The 16,499-nt window shown below is 67.9% G+C and carries 14 protein-coding genes and 2 pseudogenes; 7 read left to right on the top strand and 9 right to left on the bottom strand.

Going from position 1 to position 16,499, the window contains the following annotated elements; translation table 11 throughout:
- Positions 1-255: 255 nt before the first annotated feature.
- Together ACM9NP_RS04855 and ACM9NP_RS04850 are read left to right on the top strand one after the other, a co-directional pair.
- Positions 256-588, top strand: coding sequence for a hypothetical protein (locus ACM9NP_RS04855; RefSeq protein WP_415645363.1), 333 nt, complete (start codon positions 256-258; stop codon positions 586-588).
- A 156-nt stretch (positions 589-744) separates the two neighbouring features.
- A complete protein-coding gene (locus tag ACM9NP_RS04850) occupies positions 745-2,835 on the top strand; it encodes an MMPL family transporter (protein ID WP_415645362.1) in 2,091 nt (696 codons plus the stop codon).
- Between the two features lie 483 nt (positions 2,836-3,318).
- Here the strand turns inward: ACM9NP_RS04850 and ACM9NP_RS04845 are convergent.
- Positions 3,319-3,759: pseudogene (locus tag ACM9NP_RS04845) on the bottom strand (GNAT family N-acetyltransferase); the annotation flags it as partial.
- 104 nt (positions 3,760-3,863) lie between these two features.
- Positions 3,864-5,108, bottom strand: a complete 1,245-nt coding sequence (locus ACM9NP_RS04840; protein WP_415645361.1) for a L,D-transpeptidase — start codon at positions 5,106-5,108, stop codon at positions 3,864-3,866.
- A 628-nt stretch (positions 5,109-5,736) separates the two neighbouring features.
- On the opposite strand from ACM9NP_RS04840, the gene ACM9NP_RS04835 reads away from it, so the two are divergent.
- The gene (locus ACM9NP_RS04835; RefSeq protein ID WP_415645360.1) at positions 5,737-6,624 is read left to right on the top strand and encodes a bile acid:sodium symporter family protein; all 888 of its coding nucleotides are present in this window, start codon (positions 5,737-5,739) and stop codon (positions 6,622-6,624) included.
- 104 nt (positions 6,625-6,728) lie between these two features.
- On the opposite strand, the gene ACM9NP_RS04830 is transcribed toward ACM9NP_RS04835, so the two are convergent.
- The 3 genes from ACM9NP_RS04830 to ACM9NP_RS04820 form a co-directional block, all read right to left on the bottom strand.
- Positions 6,729-7,247, bottom strand: a complete 519-nt coding sequence (locus tag ACM9NP_RS04830) for an SMI1/KNR4 family protein (protein WP_415645359.1) — start codon at positions 7,245-7,247, stop codon at positions 6,729-6,731.
- Between the two features lie 247 nt (positions 7,248-7,494).
- The gene (locus ACM9NP_RS04825; protein WP_415645358.1) at positions 7,495-7,968 is read right to left on the bottom strand and encodes an SRPBCC family protein; all 474 of its coding nucleotides are present in this window, start codon (positions 7,966-7,968) and stop codon (positions 7,495-7,497) included.
- On the bottom strand, positions 7,961-8,308 hold the full coding sequence (locus tag ACM9NP_RS04820) for an ArsR/SmtB family transcription factor (protein ID WP_415645357.1): 348 nt from the start codon (positions 8,306-8,308) through the stop codon (positions 7,961-7,963). The genes ACM9NP_RS04825 and ACM9NP_RS04820 overlap by 8 nt, the downstream gene beginning before the upstream one ends.
- A 117-nt stretch (positions 8,309-8,425) precedes the next feature.
- Between ACM9NP_RS04820 and ACM9NP_RS04815 the strand changes: the two genes are divergently transcribed.
- Complete coding sequence (locus ACM9NP_RS04815) at positions 8,426-8,863, top strand: ASCH domain-containing protein (RefSeq protein WP_415645356.1); 438 nt, start codon at positions 8,426-8,428, stop codon at positions 8,861-8,863.
- On the opposite strand, the gene ACM9NP_RS04810 is transcribed toward ACM9NP_RS04815, so the two are convergent.
- From ACM9NP_RS04810 to ACM9NP_RS04795, 4 genes and pseudogenes are all read right to left on the bottom strand, one after another.
- Positions 8,860-9,912: an ABC transporter ATP-binding protein gene (locus ACM9NP_RS04810; protein ID WP_415645355.1), complete on the bottom strand. Its 1,053-nt coding sequence runs from the start codon at positions 9,910-9,912 to the stop codon at positions 8,860-8,862. The two genes, ACM9NP_RS04815 and ACM9NP_RS04810, sit on opposite strands and share 4 nt — an antisense overlap.
- Complete coding sequence (gene modB / locus ACM9NP_RS04805) at positions 9,909-10,739, bottom strand: molybdate ABC transporter permease subunit (protein WP_415645354.1); 831 nt, start codon at positions 10,737-10,739, stop codon at positions 9,909-9,911. Before modB ends, ACM9NP_RS04810 begins: the two co-directional genes overlap by 4 nt.
- Complete coding sequence (gene modA, locus ACM9NP_RS04800; protein WP_415645353.1) at positions 10,736-11,494, bottom strand: molybdate ABC transporter substrate-binding protein; 759 nt, start codon at positions 11,492-11,494, stop codon at positions 10,736-10,738. The genes modB and modA overlap by 4 nt, the downstream gene beginning before the upstream one ends.
- Positions 11,495-11,496: 2 nt before the next feature.
- Positions 11,497-11,892 (bottom strand): annotated as a pseudogene (locus ACM9NP_RS04795) (TOBE domain-containing protein); the annotation flags it as partial.
- A gap of 174 nt (positions 11,893-12,066) precedes the next feature.
- Here ACM9NP_RS04795 and ACM9NP_RS04790 point away from each other — a divergent pair.
- The 3 genes from ACM9NP_RS04790 to ACM9NP_RS04780 are packed head-to-tail and all read left to right on the top strand — an operon-like array spanning position 12,067 to position 16,472.
- A complete protein-coding gene (locus ACM9NP_RS04790; RefSeq protein ID WP_415645352.1) occupies positions 12,067-13,869 on the top strand; it encodes an alkyl/aryl-sulfatase in 1,803 nt (600 codons plus the stop codon).
- Positions 13,866-15,554, top strand: coding sequence for a SulP family inorganic anion transporter (locus tag ACM9NP_RS04785; RefSeq protein WP_415645351.1), 1,689 nt, complete (start codon positions 13,866-13,868; stop codon positions 15,552-15,554). The genes ACM9NP_RS04790 and ACM9NP_RS04785 overlap by 4 nt, the downstream gene beginning before the upstream one ends.
- A 51-nt stretch (positions 15,555-15,605) precedes the next feature.
- Positions 15,606-16,472: a phosphotransferase family protein gene (locus tag ACM9NP_RS04780; RefSeq protein WP_415645350.1), complete on the top strand. Its 867-nt coding sequence runs from the start codon at positions 15,606-15,608 to the stop codon at positions 16,470-16,472.
- Positions 16,473-16,499: the final 27 nt, after the last annotated feature.

Below are 16,499 nucleotides of genomic sequence, written 5' to 3'. Positions count from 1 at the left end.
CTGAGCGAAACCTACCGAGGAGTTCACCTGGCGTAGATTCTCTTCACAACACTGTCGAATGTCAATGCTTCGATAGCTGTAATCGTCGGGTCGCGGTGACGATGCGGTCGAGTCTGCGGATCATCGCCGCTGGGCCATGGTGGACGCCCACGTTGGAACCCTTGGCGTGCTTGCATCGCAACCCGAATGGGATCGGCGACGGAGGGAAACTACGCTTCCAACGACCCCTCCCGTTCGCCGTCGAAGGAAACCCGCGTGTCTCCAACGTCCCTTGAAGCGTCCACCCCGATCCGCGGCTGGATCTTCCTCGACCATCTGATGCCGTTCTGCCGCAACCTGGCGCAGATCCTCGGCCACGACTTCGGGCTGGCGGACGAGGAGACGATCGCACTCGGCGTCCGCGACACCAACTGGGATGACACCGAACGGCGCTACGAGTACCCGATGTGGACCGACACGTCCAACTTCCGACTGGTGCTCGGTGAGGACGAGGACGCCGTCGTCGTGATGTTCGCGCTGACGGGCGACGTCACCGAGACCCTGCGCATCCAGGTCGACGTCCTGTCTCTCGTCTATTCGAACCCGTGACGTAGAGCCGCCCGACGACGAGACGGTGACTTGTGGACCTCCCTCGTGTGACCGGTCGACGTTCGTGACCGTCCATTTCCGCTCCGCCGACACGTGCCCGACGGCGATGGTGCATGATCAACGCCGCAGTTGTTGCCGATGGCAGGGGAGTGTGGCGTGCGCGTTGTGAAGAGGTGGCTCGTTCCGCTGCTGATCGTGATCGCGTGGTTGACGGTGTCCGGCATCGGCGGCCCCTACTTCGGGAAACTGTCCGACGTCCAGTCCAGCAGCAACACCGACTTCCTGCCCGCCAGCGCCGAATCCACCCGGGTCGCGGAGCTGCGCGCCGCCTTCGACGACGAGGACGCCATACCCGCGATCCTGCTCTTCCGCTCATCCGAGGGCTTCGACCGCGAGGCACTCATCGAGCTCGGCGCTCAGATCGAGGACGTGGCCGCCCTCGACGGCGTATTGGACGCGTCCCCGCCCATCCCATCGGAACGCACCACCACCGACGGGCTCCCGGAGGCGGTCGAGGCGGTCGTCCTGATCGACGGCGACGGCCCCGAGACGGTCGACGCGATCCGTGACCTGCTCGCCGACACTCCCGAGGGCGTCGAGCACTACGTGACCGGTCCCGCCGGATTCAGCGCCGACCTCGTCTCCGCGTTCGGAGGCATCGACGGGATACTGCTGCTGGTCGCCATCGGGGCCGTGTTCCTCATCCTGCTTCTGGTCTACCGCAGCCCGATCCTGCCGATCCTGGTCCTGTTGAGTTCCGTCGCGGCGCTGTCGGCCGCCGTGCTCGCCGTGTACGGGATGGCCGCGGCCGACTGGATCAATCTGAACGGACAGACGCAGGGCATCCTGTTCATCCTCGTCATCGGTGCCGCGACCGACTACGCCCTGCTGCTCGTCGCGCGATACCGCGAAGCGTTGCGGCACGAGAGAAGCGCCCCACGCGCGTTGCTGACCGCCTGGCGCGGATCCCTCGAACCGATCGTCGCCAGCGCCGGCACCGTCGTCGCGGGCCTGCTGTGTCTCCTGTTCTCCGACCTGAACTCCAACAGCGCCCTCGGACCCGTCGCGTCGGCGGGCATCCTGTTCGCGCTCGTCGCGTCGCTCACGTTCCTACCGGCACTGTTGCTGCTGTTCGGCCGGGTCGCGTTCTTCCCGTTCGCGCCGCGCGAGACCGACGCCGAACGGACCGGACTGTGGGAGCGTGTCGCCGGCGTCGTCAAGCGCCGTCCGCGTCTGCTGTGGATCGTGACGTCGATCGTCCTCATCGGCCTCGCGGCGTTGACGCCGACGTTCAAGGCCCAGGGAGTGCCGGAGACCGATCTGCTCCTCGGCGAGACCGAATCGGTGACGGGCCAGGAGATTCTCGCCGACTACTTCCCGGCCGGTTCCGGCACGCCCGTGATCGTGCTGACGGCCGCCGACGGCTACGAGGACGTTGCCGCCGCGATCGAGGATTCCCCCGTCGTGGACTCGGTCGCTCCGCGCACGGCCCAAGAACAGGGACGTCCAGGCGCCGATGAACCGCCCGTCGTCGTTGACATCGACGGCCGTCCCACGGTCGAACTGCAGGCCACCCTGAACGTCCCGGCCGACAGCGAGGAAGCACTCGCCGCCGTACGTGACCTCCGCGAGCGGCTTCCCGAACTCGACGACCGCGTGCTGGTCGGCGGCGACACCGCGACGACCGTCGACACCCGCGACACCGCGAATCGGGACTTGGTGACGATCGTGCCGATCGTCCTCGCCGTCATCCTGGTGATCCTGATGCTTCTCCTACGCAGCGTCGTCGCGCCGCTGATCCTGATCGCGACGACGGCCGTGTCCTACCTGTCCACACTCGGCCTGTCGGCCCTGGTGTTCAACCACGCCTTCGGTTTTCCAGGGGCAGACCCCGTCGTTCCGCTGTTCGGCTTCGTCTTCCTCGTGGCGCTCGGCATCGACTACAACATCTTCCTGACATCGCGAATCCGCGAGGAGGCGCTGGCGCACGGCACCCGGCCCGGCATCCTGAGAGGACTGACTCTGACCGGCGGCGTCATCACCTCGGCGGGTGTCGTCCTCGCGGCGACCTTCGCCGCGCTCGCGGTCATCCCGCTGTTGTTCCTCGTGCAGCTGGCGTTCATCGTGGCCGTCGGCGTCCTCATCGACACGATCGTCGTCCGGTCGATTCTGGTGCCCGGTCTGTTGTACGACATCGGTTCCCCGATCTGGTGGCCGTCCCGACTGGCCCGCCGCACCGAGGACTGAGCCCTTCACGCCGATTCATCGCCCGCCGCGGATGCCTTCTCCGGCGGGCGATGGCGTCTTCGACACATGATGGACATCCATGAGCCATAGTGGACGTCGGAGAGTCGATACCGTCGTTGGTGCGACACCTGCTCGAAAGTCGGAGGGCGACCGGGACACCGAACCATTCCCGAGGGGTCACCTCACTCAATTCATCCACTTTGGCTTGGTTGGTTGAAATCTCCGCTTGGTTGGGCAAATGTTCGAATTAGGCGTGTTTTCGCAATTTGCCCAACCAAGCGGAACTTTTGCCCAACCAAGCGGAACGTGGGACCACTCACGGCGTCGGAGGATCGCGACGTCGGACAGGACACCTCCCCGTCGTGGACATCGCGGGGGAGGCGGTTCGATCGCCGTGGCTCGGGCGAGCCTGGGCGAGACGGGCGGGTATGGTTCCGCCTCGCTTGGTAACGGACCGGTGGTCTGTGCGTCGATCGGGAATCTGCGTTCGAAGCACCAGGAGCGCTCCTCCCCGACATAACCGCCGAAGTTCGGGATTCGCGTGTACCCGGACCGCGTGTAGAAGCGGACCGCATCCGGCTGGCCATCGCCGGTCTCCAGCCGGAGCCCGACCCAATTCCGGTCGCGAGCGCATTCCTCGAGCGCGCGGAGAATGTCGGTGGCGGTACCCGTTCCCCGCCACGACGGAGCCACGTACATCCGCTTGATCTCGCCCAGTCCGTCGTCGAGTTCGCGGAGGCCGCCACAGCCGGTCGGGGTGCCGTCGGGCGCGTAGGCAACGAGGAAGACCACGATGTCGGCAGCGGACGGGGTCACGCCGGGTTCGCTGTCGGGGGTGCCGTATCGGTCCGCGATCTCCGCGCGTTGGGCGGCTCGCAGGGCCACCGCATCGCGTGCCGACCAGCCGGTCTGTTCGATCCTCACGTCAGCGAACTGTAGTCGGCGTCTGTTTCGGGCCGGTGAATCCGAATGGCTGCTCCCGCAACCGGAGACCCCACCGGGTTCGTGACCGATGGGGCCCCGTCAACTCAGTCCTCGGTGTCGGGCGTGTCCGTGTCGGTGTCCGCGTCCGCCTGCTTCGCGGTGTCGGGCAGGTAGCTGCCCTGTCGGAACTCGTCCCAGTCGAGGTCGTACGAGGCGTAACCGTCCCCGTAGGGCAGATCCTCCTCCGTGCCGGTGATGACGACCGGGTCGCCCACACGGGAGAAGTTGAAGACCCATTTCGCGCTCTCCGCCGAGGCGTTGACGCAACCATGCGAGACGTTGCGGTGTCCCTGATCCCCGACCGACCACGGCGCCGAGTGGATGAACTGGCCGCTCCACGTCAACCGCATCGCCCAGTCGACCGGAGTGCGGTAACAGTTGTCGCCCATGACCCGGCCGCCGCACTGCGCCGTCGTGTCGAAGACCGTCGACTGCAGCTGCTCCATGATCGTCATCGTCCCCGAGTAGGACGGCGTGCTCGACTTTCCGAGGCTGATCGGCATCTTCTTGACGACCTCGCCGTTCTTCTTCGCGACCATTTCCTTGTCCTTGTTGGACACTTCGATCACGCGCTCGGTCTTGTCGATGCTGATCGTCCGTTTCATGTCCTTTGCGCCGTACTCCCCGCGCCCGAGAGGCACCCCCTTCAACGCCGCGTGGACGTCGATGGTCGTGCCCGGAACCCAGAACTCCTCCGCCCGGTACTCGAGGTGCCGCCCGTTGAACCAGTGCCAGGATCCGGCCTGCGCGGGTTCCGTCGTCACGAACAGCCGCCGCTCGACGTCATCGCGGTACTTCTCCGGTACCTCGTAGTCCTCGGGGAAGTCGAGCATGACCGGCATCGCCTGCCCGTAGGCGTATCCGGCCTCGTTCCAGATGCGCGGCTCCACGGTCTTCTTCGGCGCCGCCATCGTGGTGAACGAGGTCTCGACCTTGTTGGGGATCCGCCGCTCGTCAACCGCGGTCACGTTCACCGTGTACGTCATCGCGGGTTTCAACGGCTTGTCGGGAACCCAGCTGCTCGCGTCGTCGCGCAGCCGCCCCGCCACGTCACCGCCGCCCTCGTCCCGCATGACGATCTCGGTGATCTCTCCACCCTCGACCGTGATGCCGACCTCGGTGCTCAACGGCGCCTTCTCGTGCCCGGCCTCGGGGGTGAGCGTCACCGTCGCGAGTGACTTCTCGGCGGGGACGATCCGGGCGTCATCGCTCCCACATGCGGCCAGGCTCGCCGCGACGAGCGACATGGCACCGACCCCGACGAGTACACGTTTCCCCCGAGTGTTCATGGCCGTCAGCTTAGGGATCGCCGCGCCGCTCGTCCCTGAAAAAGGTGGACCTCACGGACACCGTCGGGCGCTGTCTCCCCGGCGGCCATCCGGCGTCCCGTCAGTACCATCGTCGGGCCGCGGCGGTGAGCCGAGGAGACGAGATGGACGGTGCGTCGTCCCCATCGCGATACGGTGTCGGCTTCCGCCGGTGGGAACATCCTCATGGAAGGCAGGTGGGACGGTGCCGGGGGTGTTCCCTGCGGCCGGGCTGAACCGGGGGAAAGGTCGTCGACGTGCGGGGGAGCCCGGCAACGGAGGCGAACCGTGATCGCCTCGCGCGTCGTCGACCGCGTCGCCCTCCTCCGGGCGGATGGTCGTCTCGCGATCGGGTGGTTTCGAGAACCCCACCTCTCGGCGGGTTCGACCCCGTCCCGTCGCGCCCGCTCGCTCGCCTCGTCGCTCATCGTGCGCGGGACCGCCGACACGCGACGAGGCGGTGACGTCGTGGTGGACGCGAACGACCGGCCGAGGCGCCGTATCCCGTCGAACCGCCCCCGGATATCGATACGTCCCGATGATTGTGTTTCCGTGAGGTGGGTGGTTGACTGAGCGCACCTGTGCCCCCACTCTCCCTTGAGGACTATCCATGGATTCGGTATTGACGACGGTGTTCCTACCGATCGCGCTCGGCATCATCATGTTCGGATTGGGGCTCGGCCTCACTGCCGCCGACTTCACCCGCGTCGCGCGGTATCCGAAGGCCGTCGTGATCGCGTTGGTCTGTCAGATCCTCATCCTGCCGGCCGCGTGCTTCGGTCTGATCATGCTGTTCGACCTGCCCGCGCCGCTCGCCGTCGGCATGATGCTGTTGGCCGCCTCGCCCGGCGGCACCACCGCGAACCTGTACAGCCACCTGTTCGGTGGTGATGTCGCGTTGAACATCAGCCTCACCGCGATCAACTCGGTCCTGGCGGTCGTCTCGCTGCCGGTGATCACGAACTTCGCCCTGTCGTACTTCGTCGGTGACGGCGACGGCGTCGGGCTCCAGTTCGACAAGACGGTTCAGATCTTCGCGATCGTGCTGCTGCCGGTACTCCTCGGCATGCTGATCAAGCGTTACCGGGGGGCCTTCGCCGACCGCATGCACACGCCGGTGAAGATCGCGTCCGCGCTGATCCTCGTCGCCGTCATCGTCGGGGCCGTCTCCGCCGAATGGAGCAACATGGACGACTATGTTCGCTCGGTCGGTCTCGTCACGGTTCTCTTCAGCGCCATCAGCCTCGCCCTGGGTTACTGGGCGCCGCGACTGATGAAAGTGGAGCGCGGTCAGGCCATCGCCTCCAGTATGGAGATCGGTATTCACAACGGGACCTTGGCGATCGCGATCGCCGTCAGCCCGGCATTGCTCAACAGCAGCGAGATGGCGATCCCGGCCGCCATGTACGGCGTCGTCATGTTCTTCACCGCCGCGGCCGCCGGCTTCATCTTCAAGTACACGACGAAGGAGGCCGCGCCGGAGGTCGTGGACGCCTGACGTCGGGCCACTGATCCATTGTGGTCTGGTTGGGCGCGCGTTCGGGAACCCGCCCGATCCCGGGTCCGTCCGATCAGGCCACGGTCAACCGACGAGGCCGGTCGTCAGGTCACCAGCCGCGCGGCCGCGTCCGCCCACGGAGTCGGGCCGCCCTCGGCCTCGCCCGTCTCGCTGAACCACGCCGTCGGCGACGTCCACGATCGCAACCAGTCGGCCAAGTCGTCATTGTCGAGGAACCACACCTCGGCCCAGTCGCCCGAGAAGACGTTGGGCTCGAACAGGAGGACGGCGCCCCGGTCGTCGAGGCAGTCGACGGCCGCGTACATGCCGCAGCCCCAGTCGATGATCGGAACGACGCCGCGTGGCCAGGTCGTGCCCGGATCGACCATCGTCTCGTAGACGCCGAGGAGCGATTCGCCCTCCTCCGCGTGCAGCGGCAACAACTCGTAGCCGGGGCCGAAGCCGCCGTCCCCGATCTCGGTGTAGAGCCGGACGAGCAGCTCGGGGAGTGGAAAACCCAGCGCTCCCGTCACCGCCGTGAGCAGTTCCTCGTCCACCGGAGGCTGCGGGGTCTGGTCCTCGTCGGCGATGTACTCGCGGACGTTGTCGAGGGGATCGTTCACGGACCAGAGGATGTCACGGAGGTCCGACAATCGGAACCCTCGGGGAACCCGGCGAAGGGCCGATACCGATCGCAGAGAAGGTCGCAGGCGGGCCGCCTCGGCGAATGCGTCGTTCCGCAAGGCTTGCGCCGAAGCCGAGGGCGCCGCTTCGCGGGCCGCTGGCGCCATCCGCTCTCGCGCCAGGGCTCCATTCGACGACGTTCGTGGGGCCTTTCCCGCGCGATCGAAAGGCCCCACCGAGGTCGATTCAGGGCCGTTCGGCGAGGATCTCGTCGATGCGGTCGTAGCCCTCGTTGGCGCCTTCCTCCATGCCGGTCGCGGCCATCGCGTCGCGATCCTCGACGGACTGGAACACCGACACCCCGATGAACTCGGTCTTGCCGTCGACCTCGGTGAACGAGGCGGTCTCCAGGGAGACGTGTCCGGGGGCGCCCTCCCATTCGAAGGTCTGAGCGATCCGCTTGGCGGGTGTCAGGTCGTGGTAGACGCCTCGGAACGCGTGTTTGCTGCCGTCGCTGCCCTTGCTGATGAAACGCCAGCGGCCACCGTGCTTCAGCTCGTTGACATCGATGATCGTCTCGTCGGTGTCGCGCCCCCACCACCGTTTGATCATGTCGGACTCGGTGAACGCCCTGTACACGACGTCGGGCGTCGCGTCGAAGGTCCGGCGCGTCACGATGTCGGGGCGGCCCGGCTCGATGATGAACTCCGCTTTACCCATTGTCGTCGTCCTTCTTTCCTCTTTGTATCGCTTGAATCTCGGCGTCGAGTCGATCGAATCGGTCGCTCCACACCTGGCGGTAGCGCTCGATCCATTCCGAGGCGTTCTCCAGCGGCTCGGTGCGCAACCGGCATGGTCGCCACTGAGCCGCTCGCCCCCGCGTGATGAGGCCCGCCCGTTCGAGCACCTTCAGGTGCTTCGAAATCGCCTGGACGCTCACCGGGAACGGTTCGGCCAACTCGTTGACGGTCGCCTCGCCGTCGGCCAGCCGCGCCAGGATCGCCCGGCGGGTCGGGTCGGCCAACGCGTGGAACGTCAGGCTGAGCTGGTCTTCCGGCACGTATTCAACCCTTCAGTTGTTCAACTATATGGTTGAGTATGTACCACGCTTGCGCCGCTGTCAACGGTGGGTCGCCATCTCGCTCGAATCGATCTGGTCTTGCCTATCGTTTCCGGCATGACGATGACACCCGAAGAGGCCGCCGCGCTGCCGATCAGCGAATTCGCCTTCCCTGGTCCGCTGCGGGACCGACTGGTCGCGGCGATCCTCGGTGGAACCAAGACCACGACCTCCGCCCTGCTCGTCGGATGGGAGCTGGCCGGGGAACCGTTGCCGCGAGCGGGCGAGAGGTACGCCGTCGTCGACTCCGCGAACAGGCCCGTGGCGGTGATCGAACTGATCGAGGTTCGCGTGATCAGAATGGCCGATGTGGATATTCGGCACGCCGTCGACGAGGGCGAGGGCCACGACACGGTCGAGGAATGGCGCGCCGATCACGAGCGCTTCTGGCACGGAGACGACGTTCGCGCCGAGCTCGGCGACCCCGACTTCACCGTGGACGACGACACGCTCATTGTTGCCCAACGGTTCCGGCTCGTCGCCGACCTTCGCTAACGCGCCGAGATCGTGAGCTCGGTGGCCTTGAGCGACGCCCACAGCCGCGCTCCCGGAACGAGGTCCAATTCGGCGACCGCCACCGCGGTCACGTCGACGACGACCGACGGTCGCCCTTCGGCGTGCACCCGTATGACGGCCGCGTGTTGCTCGAGCCCCGCGACCGTCACCGGCCACACGTTCCGAGGGCTCCCCTGTGGATGTTCGCGGTGCAGGGCTACGGCCGACGGAGGGAACACGATGTGGACCGGGCCCGTCGTCGGCTCAGCCGAGATCAGTTCGCCGCCGCCGTCGAGTCGGATCCGATCGCCGTCGGCGTCGCCGCGCAGGAGGTTCAACCCGACCAGTCGGGCCACGTAATCCGTGCGCGGACGGGCCGCGACGTCTCCCGGTGATCCCTCTTGGACGATTCCGCCGTCTTCGACGATGATCAAACGATCCGCCAGCACCATCGCGTCGAGCGGATCGTGGGTCACGAGCAGGGTCCGGCCGCCATAGGCGTTCAGGTGGTGCCGCAGGCGCGATCGCACCGAGGCCCTCGTGCCCGCGTCGAGAGCGGCGAGCGGCTCGTCGAGGAGCAGCACGTCCGGCGTGGTGGCGAGCGCTCGCGCGAGCGCGACGCGCTGTGCCTGGCCACCGGACAGCGCACGCGGCGAGGCGTCGGCCCGGTCGGCGAGGCCGACCTCGGCCAGGAGCTCCCGCGCGCGACGATCGGCGGTGCGCCGGTCCGCGCCGCGCGCTCTCGGGCCGAAGGCCACATTGTCCAGCGCGGACATGTGCTCGAACAGGAGGTAGTCCTGGAACACCACACCGCAGGTGCGCTTGGCGGGCGGCGTGAAGTGATCCGGTGGCGCGTCCCAAGTCGTCCCGTCGACGGCTATCCGTCCCCCCGTGAGTCGGAGGAGCCCGGCGACGGCGCGCAGGGCCGTCGTCTTCCCCGCGCCGTTGGGGCCGAGGAGCGCGACGACCTCGCCGGTCTCGACGGTCAGCGGCAGCCGCAGCGTGAAACCGGAGACGCGACTGAGCTCGATGTCGGCGTGCAGGGTCATATCGGTCCTCGGATCCAGCGTTCCCTCAGGCTCGCGAGGACGACGACCGACACGAGCAGCAACACGACACTGAGGACGATCGCGGCTTCCGGGTCGGACTCCAACGCGACGTACACGGCCAGCGGCATCGTCGTGGTCTCGCCGGGGAAGTTACCGGCGAAGGTGATCGTCGCCCCGAACTCGCCGAGCGCCCGTGACCAGCACAGGACGATGCCGGAGACGAGGCTGGGGAGGATCGTCGGGAGCGTGACGCGGCGGAACGCCGTCCACCCGGACGCGCCGAGGGTGGCGGCCGCCTCGGCGTGGCGGGGGTCGGCGGAGCGCAGCGCCCCTTCGACGGCGATCACGAGGAACGGCATCGCGACGAACGCCTCGGCGACGACGACACCCGCCGTCGTGAACGGCAGTGACACCCCGAACCACGCGTCGAGGTACTGGCCGATGAGGCCGCGTCGACCGAGCACGAGTAGCAGCGCGACACCGCCGACGACGGGTGGCAGCACCATCGGCACGGTCACGAGTGCCCGAATGAGTCGGCCACCCGGAATGCCGCGCGCGAGCAGCCAGCCGAGCGGCGCGCCGAGGACGACGCAGACGAGGGTCGCCATCGTCGCGCATTGCAGTGACAGCAGCAGCGCCCGCGCGACGGCGGGTGAGGAGAGTCGGTCCGCCAGCTCTGTCCATGGTGTATTGACGAGCAGCCCGGCGACGGGGATGAGCAGGAACGCCAGGCCCGCGATCGCGGGCACCACGAGGATCAGCGGTGCCGACGGCCGCACCGGTTCCCCTCGTCGTCCGCGTTTCGCCTGGCGAGCCGGCGGCGTCATGGAAGCTCGAAACCGGCCTTCGTGAGAATGGCCTGCGCCTCGTCGGATCCGACGAACGCGACGAAATCGGCGGCGGCGTCCGGGTTCGGGGCGTTCGCGCACACGGCGATCGGGTAGTCGTTGACCGCTTTGTCCGCCTCGGTGAAGTCGATGCCGTCCACTTCGTCGTCGGCGGCGATGACGTCGGTCCGGTAGACCAGGGCCGCGTCGAGTTCGCCGAGCCGGACCTTCGTGAGGACGGCCTTGACATCCTTTTCGAGGGTGTCCGGCGCGGGAGTGACGCCCGCGGCGGCGAACGCCGTCATCGCGGCGGCGCCGCACGGGACCGCCTCGGCGCACAGGCCGATCTTCAGGTCGGGGTCGGAGAAGTCGTCGAGACCGGTGATGCCCGCCGGATTGCCCGCCGGAACGGCGATCTGGAGTCGGTTGCGGACGAAGACGGCGGGGGTCTCCGTGACGGCGTCCGTCGCGGCAACCTGGTCCATGTTGGTCGGTGACGCCGAGGCGAAGACGTCCGCGGGGGCACCGTCATTGATTTGCTGGGCCAGGGCCGAACTGCCCGCGAAGTTGAATTTGACGGTCGTGCCTGGATTCGCGTCCTCGAACCCTTCTCCGATCTGGGTGAACGACTCGGTGAGTGACGCGGCGGCGAAGACGGTGATGCCGCCGCCCGGTTCGTCCGTCGGTGTACCCGAACAGCCGCCGACGATGGACAGGGCGAGCACCGCTGCCGCGAGCGTTCGCAAGGTGCGCATAAGGACTCCGGGATCTCGACGACTACCTGGGTGGACTTGATGGACGCCACGGCGACGCTGCCGACCTCCAAACCGAGCTCCTCGGCGGAGTCTCGGCTCATCAGCGATACGACGCGGAACGGGCCGACCTGCATGTCGACCTGTGCCATCACTCCGTCGGCGATGACACGGGTGACGATGCCGCGGAATCGGTTGCGAGCGGAGGCGGCCACCGTGATACCCGGATCGGGGGTGTCGGCCAGGGCCACCGCGAGCGCAGCGAGTTCGGCGCCGTCGACGGCCATGCGGCCGGCCTCGTCTCGGGAGGCGGAGAGCCGATCCTGGTCGATCCAGCGGCGCACGGTGTCATCGGAGACCCCGAGCAGGCTCGCGCATTCGCTGATCCGCAGTTTCGGCATGGGCATCATGATACCTCCGCTTCCACGGTTCCATCGATGCCGATTCGCCGATTTCGCGGTCGTTCCGGTGTGACACGCCGCGCCGGGATCGCCTGTAATGGACTGTCGGGGGCCGTATGGTCGACGCGGTGACGGTCGCGCGCCGCGAACCGTCGGAGAACACGGGGGAGCGGCATGAGACTGTCCGAGAAGGACGCTGTGGATTTCGACAACGCCGATCGCGGCTTCGTCGCGAGACTGGAACCGGCGACGGTGACGGCCGACGACGGCCGAGTGGTCTGGGACGTCGACGAGTACGGCTTCATCGACGGAGACGCGCCCGACACCGTCCGGCCGCTGCTATGGCGCCAGGGCAAACTCACCGCCAAACACGGGCTGTACGAGGTCGCCGGGTGCGTCTACCAGGTCCGGGGCATGGATCTGTCCAATATGACCATCATCGAGGGCGATTCCGGCGTCATCGTCGTCGATCCTCTGGTGTCCAAGGAGACCGCCGCCGCGTCGCTCGCCCTCTATCGGCGCGAGCGCGGTGACCGGTCGGTCGTCGCGGTCATCTACACCCACCCTCACATCGACCACTTCGGCGGCGTCGAGGGCGTCATCTCGATCGACGACGACGTCCTGATTCTCGCCCCCCAGCACTTCATGGAGCACGCCGTCTCCGAGAACGTGTACGCGGGCACGGCGATGATGCGTCGCGGGATGTACTTCGGCGGGGCGATGCTCGACCGCTCACCGACCGGCAGGGTCGGCCTCGGCCTCGGCATCGAGACGTCGCCGGGCACCGTCGGCCTGATACCCCCGACCGTCGAGATCACGCGCACCGGCCAGACCGAGACGATCGACGGTGTTCAATTCGTCTTCCAGCTGACGCCAGGCACCGAGGCGCCCGCCGAGATGAACTTCATGCTCCCCGACCTGGGCGTCCTGTGCATGGCGGAGAACGCCACCCACACGCTCCACAATCTTCTGACGCTGCGCGGGGCGCAGGTCCGCGACGCCCGCATGTGGTCTCGCTACCTCAATGAGGCCATCCGCATGTTCGGCGCCCAGACCGACGTCGTGTGCGCGTCCCACCATTGGCCGATCTGGGGCCGTCAGAACATCGTCGCGTTCCTGGCGGAGCAGCGGGACGCGTACGCGTACCTGCACGATCAGACGCTGCGGATGATGAACAAGGGCGAGACCGGCATCGAGATCGCCGAGGACTTCGAACTTCCGCCGGGCCTCCGCGATCGCGCGCACGTCCAGGGCTACTACGGTTCCGTCAGCCACGGAGTCAAGGCCATCTACCAGCGCTACATGGGCTGGTACGACGGCAATCCCGCGCACCTGTGGCAGCATCCGCCCGTGGAACAGGGCAAGCGCTACGTCGACTGCCTAGGCGGAACGGCGGCCGTCGTGGCCAAGGCCGCCGAATACGCCGCCGCCGGCGACCTGCGCTTCGCGGCCGAACTCGCCGGCCACGCCGTCTTCGCCGACCCCGACGACAGGTCGGCGCGGGACACCCTGGCGGACGTGCTCACGCGACTCGGCTACGGCGCCGAGTGCGCGACCTGGCGTCACTTCTTCCTGACGGGAGCCCAGGAACTGCGCCACGGTGTTCCCGAGACGAACATCGCGCTCGCATCGAGCCTCACCCCGGCCCTGTCCGTGACACAGGTCTTCGACTCGATCGGCATTCGCGTCGACGGGCCGCGCGCCTGGAACGAGTCCTTCACGATCGACTGGCACTTCACCGATCTGAAGGAGGACTACCGGATGACCCTGTCCAACGGGGCCCTCATCCACGGTCCCCGCAACGGCGAGGGCGACCCGACCGATCTCGACGTCAGTCTGACGAAGCCGCAGCTCCTCACGATCCTCGCGGACGGCCGCCTCGGGGACATCGAGCACCGAGGCGACGCGAGCGTCCTCACTCGACTGTTCAGCCTGTTGGAGGACCCGGACCCGAACTTCGCCATCGTCACCCCGTGACCTCGACGCGCGACAGATCCCGGCGATTCGGCTGGTCTCGGACCGACCTCGTTGCCGGGCTCACCGTCTGGGCCGTACTCGTTCCCGAGGCCCTCGCCTACGCGACGATCGCCGGCGTCCCGCCCGTCGTCGGCCTGTACGCGGCGGTCCCGGCGCTCGTGCTCTACGCGCTCGTCGGCAGTTCCCGGCAACTCGTGGTCGGCCCGATGTCGGCGACGGCAGCCCTGTCGGCCGCGACGATCGGCGGGCTCGCGGCCTCCAGTGGGGACCGGTACGTCGCGTTGACGGTCGCGCTCGCCCTCGCGACCGGGGTCGTCGGGATGCTGGCGGGGCTGCTGCGCTTCGGTTTCATCGCCAACCTGATCTCCGCGCCGGTCCTCAAGGGTTTCATCATCGGGCTCGCGTTGACCATCATCGCGGGCCAACTCCCGGCGCTGCTCGGTGTCGACAAGTCCGAAGGCGGCTTCTTCGCGCAGGTCGGCGGCGTCGTCGCGAGTCTCGGCGACGTCAACGGTTGGGCGGTCGCGATCGGCGCGACCTGCCTCGCCGTGGTGCTCGGCCTGAAACGGTGGCTGCCCGTCGTTCCCGGCTCGCTCGTCGCCGCAGTCCTCGGCATCACGGCCGTGGCGGTCATCGGACTGGAGCACACCGTCGACATCGTCGGGCACATCGACAGCGGCCTGCCGCAACTCGGAATGCCGTCCGGTGTGGACTTGGGGGACTACCTCGGACTCGCGGGACCCGCCGTCGGCGTACTGCTCGTCGGCTTCGCCGAAGGCCTCGGCGCGGCCAAGACCTACGCCGTCAAGGAGGGGTACGAGGTCAGCGCCGATCGCGAACTGTTGGGGCTCGGCGCCGCCAATCTCGGCTCCGGTCTCGCGTCCGGGATGGTCGTCAACGGCAGCCTCTCGAAGACCGCCGTCAACGGAGGCGCCGGAGCGAAGAGCCAGCTGTCCGGCCTGATCGTCGCCGCCCTCACCGTCATCACCCTGCTGTTCCTCACCGGACTGTTCGAGAGGCTTCCCGACGCCGCGCTCGCGGCGATCGTCATCGCCGCCGTCATCGAACTCGTCGACGTCGCGGCGCTTCGTGGCCTGTACCGCACCTACACGGCCCGGCTCGGGCGCATCTACGGACCGGCGGCGCGTACCGACTTCGCCGCCGCCATCGTGGCGCTGCTCGGCGTCCTCGTCCTCGGGACGCTGCCCGGACTGTTCCTGGGGATCGCCGTCTCGCTCCTGTTGTTGCTGTACCGCGCGTCCCGGCCGCACGTGGCGACACTCGGGCGCGTCGGCGGCGTCTGGGTCGACGTCGCCGAGCATCCCGACGCGACGACCGAACCGGGCATCGTCGTCGCCCGTCTGGAGAGTGGACTGTTCTTCGCCAACGCCGAGCACACCCGGCAGGGTCTCCGCGCGCTCGTGCGCGACGACACGACCGCGCTCGTTCTCGACGGGCGCGCGATGCCGTTCATCGACGTCACCGGTGCGGCGATGCTGACGGAGTTGGCGAAACAGCTGCGCGACAACGGGACCGGTTTGTACCTCGCTCGCGAGATCGGCCAGGTTCGCGACGTCTTGAATACCGGCCAAGCCGACGCGGACATCACGGTCCACCGCACGGTGGAGGCCGCGATCGTCGCCGCCCGCGCCGACGGCGGCCCCGAACGGACTGACGCGACCTGATCGCGCCAGCGGCTGCGGGCAGGCCGCGCGGACGCGCCTACCCTCGTACCCATGACACCCGAGCAGATCACGACGATGCTGGCGGCGGCCGGCCTGCCCGGAGCGCGGGCGACCCCGATTCACGGCGGTTGGGCCTCATGGACCTTCGACGTGAACGGGACGCACATCCTGCGCGTCGCGCGAACCGAGGAGATCGCGGCCTCCCATCGCCGGGAAGCGCGGTTGCTACCCGAGCTTGCGGCCGTCGTCGACTTCGCGGTGCCCGTACCGTCCATCGTCGACGAGCACGACGGCTTGACGTTCATGGTCTACCGGAAGGTCACGGGGAGGCCGTTCGCCCCCGGAGACCCGCTCCCGCCGGTCGCCGCGATGCTGCGCGACCTGCACTCCTTCCCCGTGCGCCGCGCCGCGAAACTCGTGGACGCCGACGTCGACCCCGCCGCGTGGCGGACGGGCTACGAAGCCGATCGCCGTTGGATCACCGACCTCGTGGTGCCCCGACTCGACGCCGCCCTGGCGCGTGAGGTCCTCGATCGCTTCGACGCGATCCTTCCGTCGCTGTCCATCGTCGAACCCGTGCTCGTCCACCGTGACCTCGGCACGGAGCATCTCCTCGTCGACCCCGACACCGGATTCGCGACCGGGATGATCGACTTCGAGACCGCCACCGTCGGCGACGCGACCATCGACTTCGTGGGGCTGCTCGCGACACTCGGCGACGCCGCCACCTCCCGTCTCATCAGTCACTATGGATCATCCGTGTCCTGGCGGCGGCTGCGCTTCTACTCCTGGATGGGTTCCGTCCACGCGATCCGGTACGGCGTCGAATCGGGCGACGCCGCGATCGTCGCCGACGGCATTGACGGCCTGCGCGCGCGAATCACGCTGGCCGACGCCGGTCCGCGCGCCGACTCCTGACTTTCGTCAGGGGTGATCACGGTCTTT

This window comes from Stackebrandtia soli (genome assembly GCF_965137155.1).
Taxonomy (GTDB): Bacteria; Actinomycetota; Actinomycetes; order Mycobacteriales; family Micromonosporaceae; genus Stackebrandtia; species Stackebrandtia soli.
This window is presented reverse-complemented; position numbering and strand designations above follow the sequence as displayed.

Excerpts from the sequence above, each read along its gene's own strand:
- ACM9NP_RS04840 (WP_415645361.1), bottom strand. The coding sequence starts at position 5,108 with ATGAACACTCGGGGGAAACGTGTACTCGTCGGGGTCGGTGCCATGTCG.
- ACM9NP_RS04835 (WP_415645360.1), top strand. The coding sequence starts at position 5,737 with ATGGATTCGGTATTGACGACGGTGTTCCTACCGATCGCGCTCGGCATC.
- ACM9NP_RS04825 (WP_415645358.1), bottom strand. The coding sequence starts at position 7,968 with ATGGGTAAAGCGGAGTTCATCATCGAGCCGGGCCGCCCCGACATCGTG.
- ACM9NP_RS04815 (WP_415645356.1), top strand. The coding sequence starts at position 8,426 with ATGACGATGACACCCGAAGAGGCCGCCGCGCTGCCGATCAGCGAATTC.
- ACM9NP_RS04810 (WP_415645355.1), bottom strand. The coding sequence starts at position 9,912 with ATGACCCTGCACGCCGACATCGAGCTCAGTCGCGTCTCCGGTTTCACG.
- modB (WP_415645354.1), bottom strand. The coding sequence starts at position 10,739 with ATGACGCCGCCGGCTCGCCAGGCGAAACGCGGACGACGAGGGGAACCG.
- modA (WP_415645353.1), bottom strand. The coding sequence starts at position 11,494 with ATGCGCACCTTGCGAACGCTCGCGGCAGCGGTGCTCGCCCTGTCCATC.
- ACM9NP_RS04790 (WP_415645352.1), top strand. The coding sequence starts at position 12,067 with ATGAGACTGTCCGAGAAGGACGCTGTGGATTTCGACAACGCCGATCGC.
- ACM9NP_RS04780 (WP_415645350.1), top strand. The coding sequence starts at position 15,606 with ATGACACCCGAGCAGATCACGACGATGCTGGCGGCGGCCGGCCTGCCC.